The organism is Roseburia sp. TF10-5 (assembly GCF_003462365.1).
Taxonomy (GTDB): Bacteria; Bacillota; Clostridia; order Lachnospirales; family Lachnospiraceae; genus Roseburia; species Roseburia faecis.
This window is the reverse complement of the sequence record NZ_QTYW01000015.1, coordinates 23,737-42,240: the sequence shown is the minus strand read 5'-3', so window position 1 is coordinate 42,240 and position 18,504 is coordinate 23,737. Positions and strand designations below refer to the sequence as shown.

17 protein-coding genes and 2 tRNA genes are annotated in these 18,504 nt (G+C 46.3%); 15 read left to right on the top strand and 4 right to left on the bottom strand.

The window, feature by feature from the left end:
* Positions 1-939 carry an ABC transporter ATP-binding protein gene (locus DXD06_RS12690; RefSeq protein WP_117832230.1) on the bottom strand — a complete coding sequence of 313 codons (939 nt, stop codon included), beginning with the start codon at positions 937-939 and terminating at the stop codon, positions 1-3.
* Positions 940-1,082: 143 nt separating this feature from the next.
* On the opposite strand from DXD06_RS12690, the gene DXD06_RS12685 reads away from it, so the two are divergent.
* The 4 genes from DXD06_RS12685 to efp all read left to right on the top strand — a co-directional run bounded on the left by DXD06_RS12685 (position 1,083) and on the right by efp (position 3,982).
* Positions 1,083-2,189, top strand: coding sequence for a sensor histidine kinase (locus DXD06_RS12685; RefSeq protein ID WP_117832228.1), 1,107 nt, complete (start codon positions 1,083-1,085; stop codon positions 2,187-2,189).
* A 24-nt stretch (positions 2,190-2,213) separates the two neighbouring features.
* Positions 2,214-2,837 (top strand): response regulator transcription factor, encoded by a 624-nt coding sequence (locus DXD06_RS12680; protein WP_117832226.1) that lies wholly within the window; start codon positions 2,214-2,216, stop codon positions 2,835-2,837.
* Between the two features lie 60 nt (positions 2,838-2,897).
* On the top strand, positions 2,898-3,344 hold the full coding sequence (rpiB, locus tag DXD06_RS12675) for a ribose 5-phosphate isomerase B (RefSeq protein ID WP_117832224.1): 447 nt from the start codon (positions 2,898-2,900) through the stop codon (positions 3,342-3,344).
* 80 nt (positions 3,345-3,424) lie between these two features.
* Positions 3,425-3,982 (top strand): elongation factor P, encoded by a 558-nt coding sequence (gene efp, locus DXD06_RS12670; RefSeq protein ID WP_022046047.1) that lies wholly within the window; start codon positions 3,425-3,427, stop codon positions 3,980-3,982.
* An 80-nt stretch (positions 3,983-4,062) separates the two neighbouring features.
* Here the strand turns inward: efp and DXD06_RS12665 are convergent, their stop codons facing one another.
* Positions 4,063-4,884, bottom strand: a complete 822-nt coding sequence (locus DXD06_RS12665; protein WP_117832222.1) for an Rpn family recombination-promoting nuclease/putative transposase — start codon at positions 4,882-4,884, stop codon at positions 4,063-4,065.
* A 367-nt stretch (positions 4,885-5,251) separates the two neighbouring features.
* Positions 5,252-6,604, bottom strand: coding sequence for a polysaccharide biosynthesis protein (locus DXD06_RS12660; RefSeq protein WP_243001074.1), 1,353 nt, complete (start codon positions 6,602-6,604; stop codon positions 5,252-5,254).
* A gap of 55 nt (positions 6,605-6,659) precedes the next feature.
* Here DXD06_RS12660 and DXD06_RS12655 point away from each other — a divergent pair, with 55 nt between their 5' ends.
* Positions 6,660-7,805 carry a cysteine desulfurase family protein gene (locus tag DXD06_RS12655; RefSeq protein ID WP_117832283.1) on the top strand — a complete coding sequence of 382 codons (1,146 nt, stop codon included), beginning with the start codon at positions 6,660-6,662 and terminating at the stop codon, positions 7,803-7,805.
* 2 nt (positions 7,806-7,807) lie between these two features.
* Here the strand turns inward: DXD06_RS12655 and DXD06_RS12650 are convergent, their stop codons facing one another.
* A complete protein-coding gene (locus tag DXD06_RS12650; RefSeq protein WP_243001073.1) occupies positions 7,808-8,647 on the bottom strand; it encodes a Cof-type HAD-IIB family hydrolase in 840 nt (279 codons plus the stop codon).
* Between the two features lie 121 nt (positions 8,648-8,768).
* Here DXD06_RS12650 and DXD06_RS12645 point away from each other — a divergent pair, with 121 nt between their 5' ends.
* The 10 genes from DXD06_RS12645 (at position 8,769) to DXD06_RS12600 (ending at position 18,495) form a co-directional block, all read left to right on the top strand.
* Positions 8,769-11,210, top strand: coding sequence for a homocysteine S-methyltransferase family protein (locus tag DXD06_RS12645; RefSeq protein WP_117832220.1), 2,442 nt, complete (start codon positions 8,769-8,771; stop codon positions 11,208-11,210).
* Between the two features lie 145 nt (positions 11,211-11,355).
* A tRNA-Val gene (locus DXD06_RS12640) sits at positions 11,356-11,428 on the top strand.
* A gap of 30 nt (positions 11,429-11,458) precedes the next feature.
* A tRNA-Met gene (locus tag DXD06_RS12635) sits at positions 11,459-11,532 on the top strand.
* Between the two features lie 68 nt (positions 11,533-11,600).
* Entirely contained in the window at positions 11,601-12,059 is a 459-nt protein-coding gene (locus DXD06_RS12630) for an FKBP-type peptidyl-prolyl cis-trans isomerase (RefSeq protein WP_117832218.1), read from the top strand.
* A gap of 38 nt (positions 12,060-12,097) precedes the next feature.
* Positions 12,098-13,153, top strand: a complete 1,056-nt coding sequence (locus tag DXD06_RS12625; protein ID WP_117832216.1) for a 5' nucleotidase, NT5C type — start codon at positions 12,098-12,100, stop codon at positions 13,151-13,153.
* A 185-nt stretch (positions 13,154-13,338) separates the two neighbouring features.
* Complete coding sequence (locus DXD06_RS12620) at positions 13,339-14,646, top strand: O-acetylhomoserine aminocarboxypropyltransferase/cysteine synthase family protein (protein ID WP_117832214.1); 1,308 nt, start codon at positions 13,339-13,341, stop codon at positions 14,644-14,646.
* A gap of 194 nt (positions 14,647-14,840) precedes the next feature.
* A complete protein-coding gene (gene pta / locus DXD06_RS12615; protein ID WP_117832211.1) occupies positions 14,841-15,824 on the top strand; it encodes a phosphate acetyltransferase in 984 nt (327 codons plus the stop codon).
* A gap of 194 nt (positions 15,825-16,018) precedes the next feature.
* The gene (gene ispF / locus DXD06_RS12610; RefSeq protein ID WP_022046056.1) at positions 16,019-16,558 is read left to right on the top strand and encodes a 2-C-methyl-D-erythritol 2,4-cyclodiphosphate synthase; all 540 of its coding nucleotides are present in this window, start codon (positions 16,019-16,021) and stop codon (positions 16,556-16,558) included.
* 75 nt (positions 16,559-16,633) lie between these two features.
* The gene (gene cysS, locus DXD06_RS12605; RefSeq protein ID WP_117832209.1) at positions 16,634-18,064 is read left to right on the top strand and encodes a cysteine--tRNA ligase; all 1,431 of its coding nucleotides are present in this window, start codon (positions 16,634-16,636) and stop codon (positions 18,062-18,064) included.
* Positions 18,061-18,495, top strand: coding sequence for a Mini-ribonuclease 3 (locus tag DXD06_RS12600; RefSeq protein ID WP_022046058.1), 435 nt, complete (start codon positions 18,061-18,063; stop codon positions 18,493-18,495). The genes cysS and DXD06_RS12600 overlap by 4 nt, the downstream gene beginning before the upstream one ends.
* The last annotated feature ends 9 nt before the right edge of the window (positions 18,496-18,504 follow it).

Genomic DNA, 18,504 nt, shown 5'->3' with positions numbered 1-18,504 from the left:
CTAATCCCGTAGCGCTTTACCGGTAATCTCTAAAAAGACATCGTTTAGTGTCGGAAGCTGCGAGTAGACATGATCGATCGAGCGGTCTTTTTCCTGTAAGTAACCGAGAAGCCGCACGAGATTATGTTTGCCACCGTCACACAGTACCGTAAGGATGTGATCCTTATAGTCGGCCTGATATACATGTGGCAGGGTGCGGATGTGGGAGAGGTCTTCTTGGGGCAGATCAAGCAGTTCCACCGTGATAATTTCACTTTTTTTGATGAGTTTGATCAGTTCTTCCTTTGTACCGAGTGCGATATTTTTGCCTTTATCCATGATTGCAATCCGGGTACAGATCTGTTCGACTTCTTCCATGTAGTGGGAGGTGTAGATGACCGTTGCACCGGCGCGGTTTAGTTCCACGATTCCCTCCAGAATTTTATTGCGGCTCTGCGGGTCGACCGCTACAGTAGGCTCATCGAGGATGATGAGTCTGGGTTTGTGGGCGATACCGCAGGCGATGTTTAGACGACGCAGCAGTCCACCAGAGAGTTTTTTGGGATAAAATCCGGTGAAGTCTTCGAGCCCGACAAATGCAATGGCGTCATCTACGCAGCGTTTGCGGGTTTTGGCATCGGTGATATACAGGCTGCAGAAGCAATCAATATTTTCCCTGACGGTCAGTTCATCAAACACTGCTACATTTTGCATCACAACACCGATCTGTCGTTTTACATCATAGTTGTCCGGGCGCATGGGCTGACCAAAAATTTCGATGGTACCCTTGTCGTAGGACAAAAGAGAGAGCAGGCAGTTGATGGTAGTGGTTTTACCGGAGCCGTTTGGTCCTAAAAGTCCGAAGATTTCTCCTTTTTGTATGGTTAAGTTTAAGTGGTCAAGTGCGAGCAGTTCTTTGTAGCGCTTGACCAGATTTTCGATTTTTACAACCGTTTCCATAGGTTTCCTCCCTTGTGTTTTTGTGATTTTAGCATAGCGGATACGCCAGGAAAACGAAAGTGCAGGATGTCAGGAAAAGGAGATGACATTTGTCACAAAGTTCTTTATACTAGATACGATGGAAGAAAAAGAGGAAAAGAAAAATGGAACGTTTGATCGATCAGGGGATCTTATATGTGGCAGGACTACTCCTTCTGGCGGAAACAAAAGGATGGGTACGCCCGGTGCTTGCAGCTTTGCTTGTGCTGATATATGTCGCGGTTTCCAATTATGTGGAAAGTGGCAGAGTCCGGCTGGTGCTTTCTGCCATACTGACGGTAGGCTGCTGTTTTTTGCCGGGGCTTTTGTGTTTTCTGCCGCTGGTCTGTTATGACTGTGTGTGGCTTTTTTTGGAGCATATGCGTTTTTTTTATATCGGTACGGCGGGCATCGTGCTGCTTGCGGTATTTGCACTGGTTCATGGAAAAAACAGTGTGGAGCCGCAACTGGAATGGCTTGTATTTTTGCTTGTACTTGCCGGAGGCGGAGCATACCGTATGCGGCGGCACCTGCACCAGAAAGAGGCCTATATTCATTTAAAGGATAGTTCCACCGAACTGCGTCTTGTGATGCAGAAACGACAGCAGGAACTGATGGAAAAACAGGATTATGAGATTCATCTTGCTACACTGCAGGAGCGAAACCGCATTGCGCGGGAAATCCACGACAATGTGGGACATATGCTTTCCCGTGCAATTTTGCAGATGGGAGCCCTGCAGACGATTCACCAGGAAGAACCGTTGCATGGGCAGCTGCTGCAGATCAATGATACGCTGGGGGAGGCGATGAACAGCATCCGCGAGAGTGTACATGATCTGCACAATGAATCGCTGGATCTAAGACAGGCGCTGCTCGACATCTGCAGGGAGTTTGAAAAAAATTGTGCCATTGATTTGCATTATGATATGACACAGGAGGTGCCGCGGAGTGTCAAATACTGCTTTCTTGCAATCGCAAAGGAAGCTTTTGTCAATGTCGTGCGCCATAGCGATGCCGACAAGGTTACCGTCTTTGTGTGTGAACATCCGGGCTTTTACCAGATGTCGGTTGAAGATAATGGAAGCAGTGCCAGTCTTCCGGACGAAACCGGACAGGGAGAGGGCGGGATTGGGCTTGCCAATATGAAAGACCGTGTGCAGGCACTTGGCGGCACAATTCACTTTTTTGCGGAGAGTGGTTTTCGGATTTTACTTTCTGTGCCGAAACATTAGGAGATTGCGAAAAAAGGAGAAGATATGAAAGTTGTAATTGTAGATGATGACCAGCTTGTTGCATTGTCGTTAAAGACAATCCTCGAAGCGGATGCACGCGTTACCGTGGTGGCAACCGGAACCGATGGAACCGATGCAGCAGCACTCTATCGAAAGGAGCACCCGGATGTTCTTCTGATGGATATCCAGATGAAGCCGGTGAGTGGGCTTGACGCCGCAGAGGAGATTTTACAGAGTGATCCACAGGCAAAAATTCTGTTTCTGACCACCTTTTCGGATGATGCCTATATTATAAAGGCATTGGATCTGGGAGCAAAAGGTTATATTTTAAAGCAGGATTTTGAAGGAATCCTTCCGGCGCTGTTTGCGGTGCAGCAGGGGCAGAGCGTCTTTGGCGGCGAGATTGTAAGTAAACTTCCGGTGCTTATGCAGCCGAAAAATGAATTCGATTATAGTCAGTATGATATCGGAGAAAAGGAACAGGAAATCATTGCTCTGGTAGGAATGGGAAAGAGTAACCGCGAGATCGCAGAGGAATTATTTTTGAGCGAAGGAACTGTACGGAACTATATCAGCACAATATTAGAAAAATTTTCTTTGCGTGACCGTACACAATTAGCGGTTTTTTATTTGACGAAAGTACGTTGAAGCAGTAAGATAATAGAAGTGCAAAACAGGCGATTGCGAAAAATAAAAAGGAGAATTGTGATGAAAGTCGGAATAGGAAATGACCATGCAGCAGTAGAACTGAAGATGCAGATCAAAGAATTTATTGAGAGCATGGGACATGAAGTGGTAAACTACGGAGTTGATACAGCAGAAAGCTGTAATTATCCGGAGATTGGAGAAAAAGTAGGACGTGCGGTGGCTGACAAAGAAGTAGACTGTGCCGTGTTAATTTGCGGAACAGGTGTCGGAATCTCTATTGCAGCCAATAAAGTAAACGGTGTGCGTGCAGCCGTATGTTCAGATGTGACGACGGCACATCTGGTAAAAGAGCACAACGATGCAAATATCATCGCGTTTGGTGCAAGAATTGTCGGAGTGGAGCTGGCAAAGGATATTGTGAAGGCTTATCTGAATGCGGAATTTCTTGGTGGACGTCATGCGACACGCGTGGCTATGTTTGCAGACATCGAAAAACGGAACAAATAAAATACTTGAAAAGTATTCCATTTTATAGTAAAATTGTAAGTCGAGAGACTTTATACTCGTAATTTAAGGAGGAAGATCGAATGATTTCAGCAGGAGATTTCAGAAATGGTGTTACCATCGAACTTGAAGGTAACATTTATCAGATTATCGAATTTCAGCATGTAAAGCCAGGTAAGGGTGCAGCATTCGTTAGAACAAAATTAAAAAATATCGTCAGTGGTGGTGTAGTAGAAAAGACATTCCGTCCGACAGAGAAGTGTCCGACTGCTCATATTGATCGTAAGGACATGCAGTATCTGTATTCTGATGATGATTTCTATCATTTCATGGATGTAGAGACTTATGACCAGATTGATCTGACAAAGGACAGTGTCGGTGATGCACTGAAGTTTGTTAAGGAGAACGAGATGGTTAAGATCTGTTCTCACAAGGGCAATGTATTTGCAGTAGAGCCACCTCTTTTCGTAGAGCTTGAGATTACAGAGACAGAGCCGGGATTCAAGGGAGATACCGCTACAGGTGCTACCAAGCCTGCTACTGTTGAGACAGGTGCAAACGTAAACGTTCCTCTGTTCGTAGAGCAGGGAGACAAGATCAAGATTGATACCAGAACAGGTGAGTATCTGTCCCGTGTATAATCGCACCTTATAATAGAAAAGTCCTGATAAAGAAAACTCCCCAATCTATCAGTAAATCTGATAGATTGGGGAGTTTTGTGTTACAGTGATTTTTTCAAAGTCTGAATCTGTTCCATGGGAAGTCCGGTGATTTCAGAAATTTCGGTATTTGAATATTTACCTGAGGAAAGCATTCGGCGCGCTGTGTCTTCTTTTTCTTCAACAATACCATTTTCGCGTCCTTGCTGAATACCATTGACCAACCCCTCGTGGTATTTTTCATCATAAGCCATCTGCAAAGTCATGTAGTCATGCCTCCATTTCTTATTGCGCTTGGCAGCCTCCACTGCCTCGGAGAGATCCTGCGTGAAAGAATCTTCCGGTTGTCTGCCATCAATAAAATTAAGCAGCCGTTTCAGTTCCGGTCGTACATCATCAAAAATTCCCTTCGTATTTAAAATGATCTTCTGTGTACCATCGTTAAGCGAAAGATCCGGATCTTCCACACAGCGGTTTTCGAAAGTATACACATGTCTGCCAATATGGAATGGATCAAACGTGCAGACAAAAATTACAAAACTCTGTTTCAACTGTGTGTAATCCATACCCTTGTCGAGCAGGTTTAAATCGATTATCCCCTGATAATAGCGGGTGCGTTTCGGAAGATTTTCATGATGACCGTTCTGCATTTCAATGTTGTAAACTGTATTAGAATCGTCCTCAACATACACATCCAGCCGGATGCTCTTCGCATCAAGGGACAGATTGATCGTTTTCTGGTCTTCCGGATAATCAATGCGTGAAATCTTAACATTCAGTATAGTTTCCAGAAACGGCTTGCAGTTTTTTGGATCGCGCATAACAATGCCAAACATAAAATCATCACTGATGGTAAGGTCTTCGAACTTTTTGCTCCTATACATTTTCTTCTCCTTCGTAGTGGTGGAGAGGAAAACGCGTCATATAGCGAATGTTCTTCTATCAGGATTGTAACATGGAAGCCCCCGGCTTTCAATATCTGATCATAAAAACAATAATAAACCTCTCCAATATTTTATTGTTTCATACACATGGGAAAACGGATGAATCATCCGGCTGAATGCAGTGTAAAGTAACAAGACTGCATATTCGAAATGTGTAACAAGAATATAGCATGGAAAAAACACAGATTCAATAGGAAAACAGACCTAAATTTTATTATATTACATTACATGGAAGAGATGAACGTGGACAGAATAGAAACGCCGATTCTGGCGTTTTTCTGTCCGAGGGGGATCAAAAAGTGTGGAATCATCCGGCACGGGAATAAGGAATAAGCAAAAGAATGTCTGCAATCGCAGCAAATACATAGGACAGCAGCATCCCCCACAGATATGCATCAATGCCGTACTGTGGGACGAGAAACAGGATCATGCAGATCCTGATCATGCATGCCAGCAGTGTGACAAATAAAACCTGCCGGGCATTGCCGAGTCCGTGCAGAATACTGTTCAGCAGACTGGTGACATACAGCAGGGGACAAAGCCAGGAGAGCTGGCAGATAAAATTGCCGGCCAGCGTATTGTGAAACAGAACTTCGCCCATCCGGTCACCGAAAACCAGAAACAGAATCGTAAAAACAAAGCCAAGAAGCAGTCCGTACAGGATTGCTTTTTTTATCGTTCGCGCAATCTGTGCGTGGTTGTGTGCACTGTGGGCTTCCGAGACAGCTGGAAGTAAAAGGACGGAAAAGGAATTGGTCAGTACACTGGGAAACAGAATGATGGACATGGTCATACCGGTCAGGATACCAAAAATACTCAGGGCATCCGAAGCACTGTAACCAAATGCCTGAAGTTTTTGCGGGATCAGAAGATTCTCCAGGCTGTTGAAAAGAGCTGTCGTCACCCGGTTGATGGTAAGTGGAACCGCCATGGAAGCAAACAGTTTGCCCATCGTTTTCCACTGACCGGAAAGGGTGTGGTAGGAGTGTCCGGGAAGCCGTTTTTCCAAAGACATGGCAATCAGACTGGTGATAAGACCGGAACATTCCCCGGCCACAAGACCGGCAACCGCGTGGAACGCCGTCAGCTCCATGCCTTTTTCCAGCGTGTACTGATAGATCAGCCATACACTTCCCACGCGTGCAAGCTGTTCCACCAGCTGACAGAACGAAGGAATTCCTGCCCGCTTTTTTCCATAGTAATAACCGTTGATACAGGCGTGGATGCAGCAGGGAAGCATGGAAAAGCTAAGGAGCGAAAGGAGGGGAGCGCAGCGGAGCTCTCCGAGAAAATGCAGGGCGATCCAGTCTGCCTGTGTGTAAAGAAAAATACCGACGATTACAGAGGCTGTGCAGGAGATGACCAGACCGAGCAGCAGATATCCGCGTGCAGTTATTTCTCCCTGCGATGTTCCTGCGTTTTTGCCGCAGGCATCGCCGACAAATTTGGAAATGGATGTCTGGATGGAGGAGGCAGTCAGGGCGAAACACATTGCAAAAACGGGTGCAATCAGCTGATAGATTCCGAGCGCTTCTGCACCAATTGTCTGTGCCAGGAATATCCTATAGAAGAAGCCGATGATACGGCTGGCAATACCGGAAGCCGTCATCAGAAGGGTGCCGGTAATTAGAGGATTTTTTAGCAATCGGGAAATGTTCAATGGGAACTCCAAATGGTAAACTTGATAACTATTGTATGAGGGGATGGTGCAGAATATGAGCTGTAAAATCTATATGGATCATGCGGCCACAACCGAAATGCTTCCGCAGGTGCGCAAGGCTATGGAGCCGTATCTCATGGAAGAATATGGAAACGCCTCCACATCTTACGAAATGGGGCGCCGCACACGGGAGGCATTAGAAGGGGCAAGAGAACAGATTGCCATGCTGATTAAGGCAAAGCCGGAGGAGATTTTTTTTACATCCGGGGGGAGCGAATCGGATAACTGGGTAATCAAAAATGTGGCGGCGGAGAAAAAGGAAAAAGGGAAACATGTGATCACAAGCAAAATCGAACATCATGCGGTGCTGCGCTCATGTGAATATCTGGAGAAACTGGGATATGAACTGACTTATCTGGATGTCGATGCATACGGAGTGATTGATCTGGCACAGTTGCGGGAGGTATTGCGGGAAGATACCACGTTGGTTTCCGTTATGACGGGAAATAACGAGATTGGAACGATCGAACCGCTGGATGCGGTTGCATCCATGCTGCGGGGGACGGGAACATTATTTCACACCGATGCGGTGCAGGCCATCGGGCAGATTCCGCTTTCCATGAACCAGCTTCCGGTGGATTATCTGAGTGCAAGTGCACATAAATTCCACGGTCCGAAAGGGGTTGGCTTTTTGTTTGTGAGAAAAGACCGGGATCTGCCGTCGTATATTCACGGAGGCAGTCAGGAAAACGGCAGACGGGCAGGAACCGAGAATGTGGCAGGAATTGTGGGGATGGCAAAGGCACTTGAAATTGCAGTGGAAGAGATGCAGGTCGTGCGTCCGCGGCTTGTGCGGCTGCGTAATTATTTTGTGGAGCGGGTATTACGGGAGATTCCGCAGGGAAGGTTAAATGGGCATCCGCATAAGCGCCTGCCGGGAAATGTGAATTTCAGTTTTGAGGGGATTGATGCGACATCCCTTCTGGTGCTTCTCGAAGAAGACGGAATCTGTGCTTCCGCAGGATCTGCGTGCAATACCGGACAGACACGGATCTCCCATGTGATAGAAGCCATACACGTACCAAAAAATTATGCACCGGGCAGTGTACGTTTTACCATGGGAAGGGAGACCGACCGCCGGCAGGTTGATGCAGTCATTGCATCTTTAAAGAAAAATATCGGGTTGTTGCGCGGTGAGTGAAATTATAGGATAAAATGTTCGATGGCCGCTGCCACCCCGTCCTTGGTATTCGTTGTGGTGACGTAATCTGCCCGGGTTTTGACGGCATCAGTGGCATTTCCCATTGCCACACCGATACCGGCAGCCTCAATGATGGCAAGATCATTTTCGGTGTCACCGATTGCCATGGTGGCATCCGGATTGACACCGAGAATTTCGGCAAGTTTTCGTAAGCCAACGCCCTTGTTTGCATCTGCACGCGTGAATTCCAGGTTGTTGTATCCGCCGCAGACGGTAGTAATTGACGGATTGGACACGAGAAATTTGCGGACGGTTTCGCGGTCAATGAGTGTTCCATCGGCTGCTGGATAGAAATTCAGAGTCATTTTCTGGACCTTTAACTGATTTTCATGGATAAACTGCAGGATATTGTCCAGCCGTGTGCGTGTGGTGATAATATAGTTTTTGATCGAAGAAGGCACGGTCAGTTTTTGTGCCGTTTCTACGCACTGGACCGGGGTGTAGCCTTTTCCACCGATAAATGCATCCATATGGATATCACGTGTGAGAAGGAAGTTTAAAATCGGGGTGACCAGCTCTTCATCCATGGCATTTTCATACAGGCATTTTCCAGTGGAAATCTCATAGATTCCGCTGCCGTTTGCGGTGATGGCATAGTTGATCCCGGTGCCTTTGATCTGGTTAAACGGGATTCCCTCAAACGGGCGGCCGGTGGAGATTACGACATGGATGCCTTTGTCTGTAATGCTGCGGATTGCCGTAAGATTGCGCTCACTGATGTGGCTGCTGTTGTCAAACAGCGTACCATCGAGATCCAGTGCAACTAATTTTATGTCTTTCATGATAGATTCTCACTTTCTTTTTTTTCTGTGATAAGGTATGATATTGTTACGCATGACGTAGAAATAATCTGCGGTATTATTATAAATAGAACGAAACGAAACTGCAAGTGAGGAATGCAAAATGACAAAGACAGAATTTGCCGGATTTATCAGGGAACATGGTCCGGTTATTTTAGATGGTGCAACGGGAACGAATCTGATGGAGGCAGGTATGCCGATTGGAGTGTGTCCGGAAAGCTGGGTGCTGGAAAATCCGCAGGTACTGCTCGATCTGCAGAGGCGGTATGTAGAAGCCGGCAGCCATATCGTATATGCCTCCACGTTTACCGGAAACCGGATCAAACTGGAAGAATATGGTCTGCAGGAGAGGCTGGAAGAAATCAACACGCAGCTGGTAGCACTTTCCCGGCAGGCGGTGGGAGATCAGGCACTGGTTGCAGGTGACATGACGATGACCGGCCAGCAGCTGTTTCCGATGGGAGAGCTGTTGTTTGAAGAACTGGTGGACGTATACAAGGAACAGGCATCGGTGCTGGCAAAAGCAGGGGTGGATCTGTTTGTGGTAGAAACCATGATGAGTCTGCAGGAATGTCGTGCGGCAGTGATTGCGATCCGGGAAGTCTGCGATCTTCCAATCATGGTGACACTTACCTACAACGAAGACGGACGGACATTATTTGGAACACCTCCGGAGACGGCTGTGGTCGTACTGCAGTCTCTGGGCGTGGATGCGATCGGTGTAAACTGTTCCACCGGTCCGATGGAGATGGTACCTCTGGTGGAAAGGATGGCAGAATATGCGACGATTCCGCTCATCGCAAAGCCAAACGCCGGACTCCCGGAACTCGAGGGAAAGAAAACGGTGTACCGCATGACACCGGAAGAATTTGCCGGGGCAGGTGTGGCACTGGTAAAAGCGGGAGCAGCCATTGTAGGTGGATGCTGCGGTACAACGGAAAAGCATATCAAGGCACTTTCGGATGCAACGCGGGGGATGGAACTTCATAAGCCGCTTGCATCGCATCGCAGGATTCTTGCGTCTGAGCGCAAAAATGTAGAAGTTGGTCTGGATGGCAATTTCCTGGTGGTCGGGGAACGGATCAATCCGACCGGAAAGAAAAAACTGCAGGCTCAGCTGCGCGAAGGAAAACTGGATCTTGTGCGTGAGATGGCAATGGCGCAGGAGGAAAACGGGGCAGCCATCCTTGACATCAATATGGGAATGAACGGCATTGACGAAAAAGAAATGATGAAGCAGGTGATCTATGAAGTTGCGGCGACGGTAGATTGTCCGCTTTGCCTCGATACCAGCCATATTGATGTTATGGAAGAGGCACTGCGTGTCTATCCGGGAAGAGCACTGATCAACTCCGTTTCTCTTGAGACAGAAAAAATCGAGCATATGCTTCCGCTGGCAAAAAAGTACGGGGCTATGTTTGTCCTGCTTCCGCTTTCCGATGAGGGACTGCCAAAGGATGCCAAAGAAAAGCATGAGATTATCGATACCGTATATGACCGTGCTATGGAGCTGGGAATGGCACACGAGGATATTGTCGTGGATGGGCTGGTTGCCACAATCGGAGCCAATCCAGAGGCCGCGAAAGAATGTTATGATACCATCTCTTATTGTAAGGATATCAGGAAGCTTCCAACGATCTGTGGTCTGTCGAATATTTCGTTTGGCCTGCCGGAGCGGAGTTTTGTCAATACGGCATTTCTTACCATGGCCATCTGCCGGGGGCTTACCATGGCGATTGCCAATCCGTCGCAGGAACTTTTGATGAATGCCGCATTTGCTTCGGACATGCTGCTGCATCGCCCGGACAGTGACATCCGCTACATCGAGCGTATGAATAAACTGGCAGAGGAAAAGGCAAAATATGAGACGGTTGTTGTGAAAAAAGAAGGTGCTGCGGGTGGCACGGCATCTGTGGAAGAAAAAGCAGATCCTGTTACGACAGCGGTTTTAAAAGGAAATAAAGGAACCATTATAGATGAAGTGAAAAAGGCAATTGCAGACGGCGCAAAGCCGGAGGAGATCATCAATGACCAGCTGATTGCAGCCATCAATAAAGTCGGGGAATTTTTTGAACAGAAAAAATATTTCCTGCCGCAGCTGATTGCCAGTGCAAATACCATGAAACTTGCCATTGATTATCTCGAGCCGATGCTGGAGAAGAAGAACGACGGACAGGAGATGCCAACGCTTGTCATTGCAACGGTAGAGGGGGATATCCATGATATCGGAAAAAATCTTGTCGTACTGATGCTGAAAAATTATGGCTACAACGTGATTGATATGGGAAAAGATGTGCCGTGTGAAGATATCGTGGATACCGCGATTCGTGAAAATGCTGCGATTATCGGGCTGTCCGCGCTGATGACTACCACGATGATGCGTATGCAGGATGTTGTGGAGCTTTGTAAGGAGAAAGGCTGCAAGAGCAAGGTGATCATTGGAGGAGCCTGCATCACACAGAGTTTTGCAGATGAGATCGGAGCCGATGGGTATTCAAAGGATGCCGCGGAGTGTGTGCGCCTGGTAGAGCGGCTGCTTGCATAGCATGTGTGGGACAATCCTGCATGGAAATTTGTTTGGAATAGTTACAACAAATACAAAAAATACAAAAATTCAAAAAAAGTGTTGACATATCTGTTCTCGTACGATATACTAACGAAGTCGGTTGCGAGAGCAGCCAACACGAAATGGGATCTTAGCTCAGCTGGGAGAGCATCTGCCTTACAAGCAGAGGGTCACAGGTTCGAGCCCTGTAGGTCCCATTCATCAGAAAAACTGATGGAACTAAATATGGCGAGGTGGCTCAACTGGCTAGAGCGTCCGGTTCATACCCGGGAGGTTGAGAGTTCGAGTCTCTCCCTCGCTACTATACAGGCTTGTGGTCACAGATCACAAGTTTTTTTATTTTATAAAAAGAAGAACAGGAGAAAACATATGGAAAATACAAAAAGCAGTACCATCGAAGGAAAGAACGTTGGAAAGAAATGCAGAACACATTATCGCGGCACATTTAATGATGGAACACAGTTTGATTCCTCTTATGACAGAGGAGAGCCATTGGAATTTGTATGTGGTGCAGGAATGATGATTAAAGGATTTGATGCAGCAGTTGCCAACATGGAAGTCGGACAGACGCTGGATGTTCATCTGATGCCGGAGGAAGCCTACGGACTGGCAGATCCGGATGCCATTTTTACGGTGGAACTGGCACAGCTTCCGGGGGCAGAAGAACTGGAAGCAGGGCAGCAGGTGTATTTGCAGAATGCTGCCGGACAGCCATTTCCGGTAAAAGTAGTAGAAAAGGATGAAACAACCATTACATTTGATGCAAATCATGAGATGGCAGGAAAAGAATTGAATTTTACAATTGAACTGTTTTCTGTCGAGGAGTAAATCGTTTGATTTAGAAGAAAAGAAGGGGGTATGGGTGGATGTTAAGACCGAAGATCGGACTAGACTGGGATGATGTAACAGCACCGTTTAACAGTATCGCAATTGCCATGGCAAATGAAAAATATCATATCGATCCGCCACTTCGGCTTGAGGAGATTGATACCTGGGAAAACCGTGGACGTACAGGTATTATCAGGGAATTTTACGAGGACGAAGAACTCTATGCACGCCAGCAGGTTCCGGAGAAAAACAAAAAAGCTGTGTACCGTCTGATGGAAATTGCGGATGTTTATTTTATCACTGCGGTAGCACCGGCATTTATGGGAATCCGTGCAAAACAGATTCTTACAGCATTTCCGGAATTCCCGCCGGAGAATATTATTCTGGGCAATGCCAAGAATTTAGTGCAGTTTGATATCATCCTGGATGATGCCATTCATAATGTGCTTGAAACACCGGCCACGTATCCGGTACTGATGCGCAAGCCGTGGAACTGGAAGATGACAGGACTCCTGTCCGTGAATCAGATGAGTGAATTTGTTTCTCTGGTCAGGCAGATCATCCATGCCTCGCAGACGCGCACGATGGAAATAAAAAATCCATCGGTTCTGGCACTGGTAGGACCGTCCGGTTCCGGAAAAGACGCATTGACCAAAAAATTATGTCAGGAGGATCGCTTTGTCAATCCGAAAACCTACTGCACCAAGAAAAGCAGCAAGCATCATTATCTGACAAAAGAACAGTTTGCACAGCAGGATTTCTTTGAACGCACCATGTACGCCGGGGTGCATTACGGAACAAAAAAGGAAGATATCCAGGCGGTGCTTGACGATGGCAAGTATGCCGTCATGTCCCTGGATATGTGTGGCGCAATTGCCATGAAGCGGCATTTTCCGACCGCAATTATCTATGTGGCAAAAGATAAAGAAGACATGATTGCAGATATTGTGCAGTCGGATTTCCCTGTCGGGGAGAAAACCCTTCGTCTGTTGTCGCTGGATGCGGAGAAACGGAATCGGGAGATCTGCGATTTTGTCATTGATAACCGGGATGAACAGGGGAGTGAGCGCATTCTCCAGCTTCTGAATTTTTGATAAAATGACAAAAAGTACTGTAGAAGTATCGGCTATAAGCAAAACTTATAACCAGCTATAAAAATAAAAGACTAACACTTTTCCTACCTCTGTGGTATGATATAACCAGTTCAAACGAAAACCCCACACTTTACCGGATCAGGTAAATGTGATTTCAAAAATAGCAGAAAAAGGAGAGTATTAAAATGAGCAAAAAACATTACGCAGACAGAAATTTAAAATTTGAAACATTACAGTTACACGTAGGACAGGAGCAGGCAGACCCGGTTACCGATGCAAGAGCCGTTCCGATTTATCTGACTTCTTCTTATGTATTCCACAACTGCCAGCATGCTGCTGACCGTTTCGGATTAAAGGATGCCGGAAATATTTACGGACGTCTGACCAATCCGACAGAGGATATCTTCGAGCAGAGAATTGCAGCACTTGAAGGCGGTGTTGCGGCACTTGCGGTAGGTTCGGGAGCAGCCGCATTAACTTATGCATTTCAGGCAGTTGCGCATGCAGGGGATCACATTGTAGCTGCAAAGAATATCTACGGTGGTACCTACAACCTTCTGGCACATACGCTTCCGGATTATGGCATTGAGGCAACATTTGTAGATCCGTTCAACTATAAAGAGATTGAAGCTGCAATTAAGGATAACACCAAAGCCATCGAGATAGAGACACTTGGAAATCCAAACTCTGAAGTAGTTGATATTGAAAAGATCGCAGGAATTGCACACAAGCATGGAATTCCGCTGATTGTTGACAATACATTCGCGACTCCGTATCTGGTCCGCCCGATTGAGCACGGCGCAGATATTGTGGTACATTCTGCTACAAAGTTCATCGGTGGACACGGAACTACCATTGGTGGTGTGATCATCGACAGCGGAAAATTTGACTGGACACAGAGCAGCAAGTGGCCATGGCTGGTAGAGCCAAACGTATCTTACCATGGGGTAAGCTTTGCAAAGGACTGCGCACCGGCAGCATTTGCTACTTATATCCGTGCAATTTTACTGCGTGACACAGGTGCTACCATTTCTCCGGTACACGCATTTATCTTCCTGCAGGGATTAGAGACGCTTTCCCTTCGCGTAGAGCGTCATGTGGAGAATGCATTAAAGGTTGTTAAATACTTAGAGAACCAGCCACAGGTAGAAAAAGTAAACCATCCATCCATTTCCAAAGACCCGGAGCAGCAGGCACTCTACAAGAAGTATTTCCCGAATGGTGGCGGTTCTATCTTTACATTTGAGATCAAGGGTGGTGCAGAAAAAGCACAGGAATTCATCGATAACCTTGAGCTGTTCTCACTGCTTGCAAACGTAGCAGATGTGAAGTCCCTTGCCATTCATCCGGCAAGCACCACACATTCCGAGTGCAATGAGGCAGAACTTTTAGATCAGGGAATCAAGCCAAACACGATCCGTCTTTCTATCGGTACAGAAAATATCGATGATATCATAGAGGATCTGGATGAGGCATTTAAGGCAATTCAGTAGAAAATTCAGTAAAAACGTCATTTGTGATAAATCCTTCATTTTACAGGAGACCCCATGGAGAATCAGCATGGGGTTTCTTTTTATGCAAAATGTTCTCATTTTAGAACACGTAAATGCATTGAATTTCGTGAATAACGAGTATACAATTAGTGGTAGCTAATAATAAAATTAAGTATAGATAAAGGAGATTTATTATGTTTGGTTTTGGACAACTGATTGAAGTATTAAAGAAAAGCCCAAAGAAAATTGTATTCACAGAAGGAAGCGATCCTCGTATTCTTGAGGCATCTTCCCGTCTGCTTGCAAGCAGCTTTTTACATCCAATCCTTGTAGGCGATCCGGATGAAATTGAAAAGGCAGCAGAGGAGAGCGGATTTAATATCCGTGGGGCAGAGATCATTGATCCAAAGAAATTTGACCGTATGGATGAGATGGTAGATCTGTTCTGTGAATTAAGAAAGAGCAAGGGAGTAACACCGGAGCAGGCAAGAGGCATTCTTTCCCAGGCAAACTATTTTGGCACCATGCTTGTAAAGATGGGCATTGCGGATGCACTGCTTGGCGGAGCTACATACTCTACGGCAGATACCGTTCGTCCGGCACTTCAGCTGATTAAGACAAAACCTGGCAACAGCATCGTGTCTTCCTGCTTTATTCTGGTTCGTCCGTCTGCGACAGGTGAGAACGAGGTTCTTGCAATGTCTGACTGTGCGATCAACATCCATCCGACCGAGGATGAACTCGTAGAGATCGCCGGTGAGTCAGCTGCCTGTGCAAGAATTTTCGGTGTAGATCCGAAGGTTGCATTTTTAAGCTACTCTACACTTGGTTCCGGAAAGGGCGAGGATGTAGATAAGATGCGCAATGCAGCACATAAGGCACGCGAGAAATACCCAGATCTTCCAATCGAGGGAGAATTACAGTTTGATGCAGCGGTATCACCAAGAGTTGCAAGAACAAAGTGCCCGGATTCTTCAGTTGCCGGACATGCAAATACCTTTATTTTCCCGGATATCAATGCCGGAAATATCGGATACAAGATTGCACAGAGACTTGGTAATTTCGAAGCTTACGGTCCGATTTTGTTAGGTCTGAATGCGCCAATCAATGATCTGTCCCGTGGATGTAATGCATCAGAAGTATATTCCATGGCAATCATTACAGCAGCACTTGCATAGTTGAAAACTGATGTGATACTTCGTTCGGGGACTGTTTGATACAGCCCCCGAATTTGTGTTATAATAAAACAGGCTTGAAGCCTGTGAAGGTCATCAGGCTTTGCCTGGTGGCATATTATCATTAGAATTTATAAGGAAGCTGTTTGCAGGGGGAACTGGAATCAGCAACATCATAAAAAGACAGGAGAAGAAAAATGCGTGTAGGAATGGGTTATGATGTACACAAACTGGTGGAGGGACGGCCACTGATTCTCGGAGGTGTGGAGATTCCGCATACACTGGGACTGCTCGGACATTCGGATGCGGATGTGCTTGTGCATGCAATCATGGATGCACTGCTTGGTGCTGCAGCACTCGGGGATATCGGAAAACATTTTCCGGATACCGATCCGCAGTATAAGGGAATTTCCAGCATGAAACTGCTCGAACATGTGCGTCTTTTACTGGAAAAGAATGGTTATGTGGTAGAAAATATTGATGCGACAGTGATTGCACAGAAGCCAAAGCTGCGTCCGTATATTGCGCAGATGGAGGAGAATATTGCAAAGACCCTTGGCATTGCAAAAGAGCAGATCAATATCAAGGCAACGACCGAGGAAGGACTTGGGTTTACCGGAACAGAAGAAGGAATTTCGTCACAGGCAATCTGTATGCTGAACGGATTTTATGAGAGCAGTATGGTTGTCGGGGGCGGGAGTAAATGTGCAGGATGTCCCGGGTGCAGCAGATCATAGATAAGACGTGACTTTTGCCGGAAAATATTGTACACTTAAAATATATAAGAAGAAACAGATGGAAGGACAGACACAATGGAGAATCAATTTCGCTTTTACAATACACTGACAAGAAAGATTGAGACCGTGATACCGCACGAAGATGGCAAAATCAAAATGTATACCTGTGGACCGACCGTTTATCATTTTGCGCATATCGGGAATCTGCGTACCTATATCATGGAGGATATTCTTGTGCGTGGACTTTCCTATGTGGGGTATGATGTAAAGCGCGTCATGAATATCACGGACGTGGGACACCTTTCTTCCGATGCGGATACGGGGGAAGACAAAATGTTAAAAGGTGCTAAGCGTGAGCACAAGACCGTTATGGAAGTGGCAAAATTTTATGCAGATGCATTTTTTGAGGACTGCCGGAAATTAAATATCAAAAAAGCGGATGTGGTAGAACCTGCAACCCATTGCATTCCAGAATTTATTCACATGATCGAGGTACTTCTTAAAAAGGGATATGCTTATCAGGCCGGTGGAAATGTTTATTTTGATACCAGCAGACTGGAGGATTATTTTGTATTTTCTTCCGCAGTCGAAAAGGAACAGTTGCAGGTCGGCGTGCGTGACGATGTGGAGGAAGATGAAAATAAACGGAATAAAAACGATTTTGTTCTCTGGTTTACAAAATCCAAATTCGAGGATCAGGCATTGAAGTGGGACAGCCCGTGGGGTGTTGGATATCCGGGATGGCATATTGAGTGCTCCTGCATCGGAATCAAACATCTGGGTGAGTATATGGATATTCACTGTGGCGGAGTAGATAATATTTTTCCACACCATACAAACGAGATTGCACAGTCCGAAAGCTATCTGGGACACAAATGGTGCCCGTACTGGTTTCATGTAAACCACCTGAATGACCAGACCGGAAAAATGAGTAAGTCCAAGGGCGATTTCCTGACGGTATCTCTATTGGAGAGCAAAGGGTACGATCCTCTGGCATACCGTATGTTCTGTCTGCAGTCTCATTATCGTAAGCCACTCGTATTTTCTTATGACAATCTGGACAACGTAGAGAGTGCATACGAAAAATTAGTAAAAAAGATTGCCACCTTCAAAGATGAGGGAGAGATGGATCAGGAAGCATTTGAAGCATTCCGTAAAAAGTTTGCAGATGCAATCCGTGATGATCTGAATACTTCCATGGCACTGACCATCGTCTACGACGTGGTAAAGGCAGATATCAGTGAAAAGACAAAGCTGGCACTGCTGAATGATTTTGACCAGGTGCTGGCACTGAATCTGACAACCGCAGGTCAGGAGAGACTGGACGCGGGAACGAGCGTGGATGCAGAACTGGAACAGTTCATCAATGAAAAGATTGCGGAGCGTGCCGGGGCAAAGAAAGCGAAAGATTTTGCCCGTGCAGATGCAATCCGCGACGAGCTTCTTGCACGGGGCATCACCATCAAAGATACCCGCGAAGGTGTCGTATGGGAGCGCAATGCATGAGTGAAGGAATTGACGCATACATCAAGAAAAAATTTGAGGTTCCGGATGTCGATATCCGGACCTATTCCCCACTGACACTGGCTTATATCGGGGATGGTGTTTTTGATCTGGTGATCCGGTCGGTTGTTGTTGGCAAGGGAAATACCCGTCCCAACCAGCTGCATCACCGGACGAGTCAGATTGTAAAAGCACATACGCAGGCAGTTATCATACAATATCTTGAACCGATGCTTACAGAGGAAGAAGCGGACATCTATCGCAGAGGACGCAATGCCAAGTCGGCAACCATGGCAAAAAATGCAACGATGGCGGATTACCGTAAGGCAACGGGGCTGGAGGCACTGGTGGGATATCTGTATCTGACGGACCGGTTCGACCGGCTGGTTTCATTGATTAAAGAAGCAGCAGATGGTTTGCATCTGCGTTTATAAGGTAAAAAA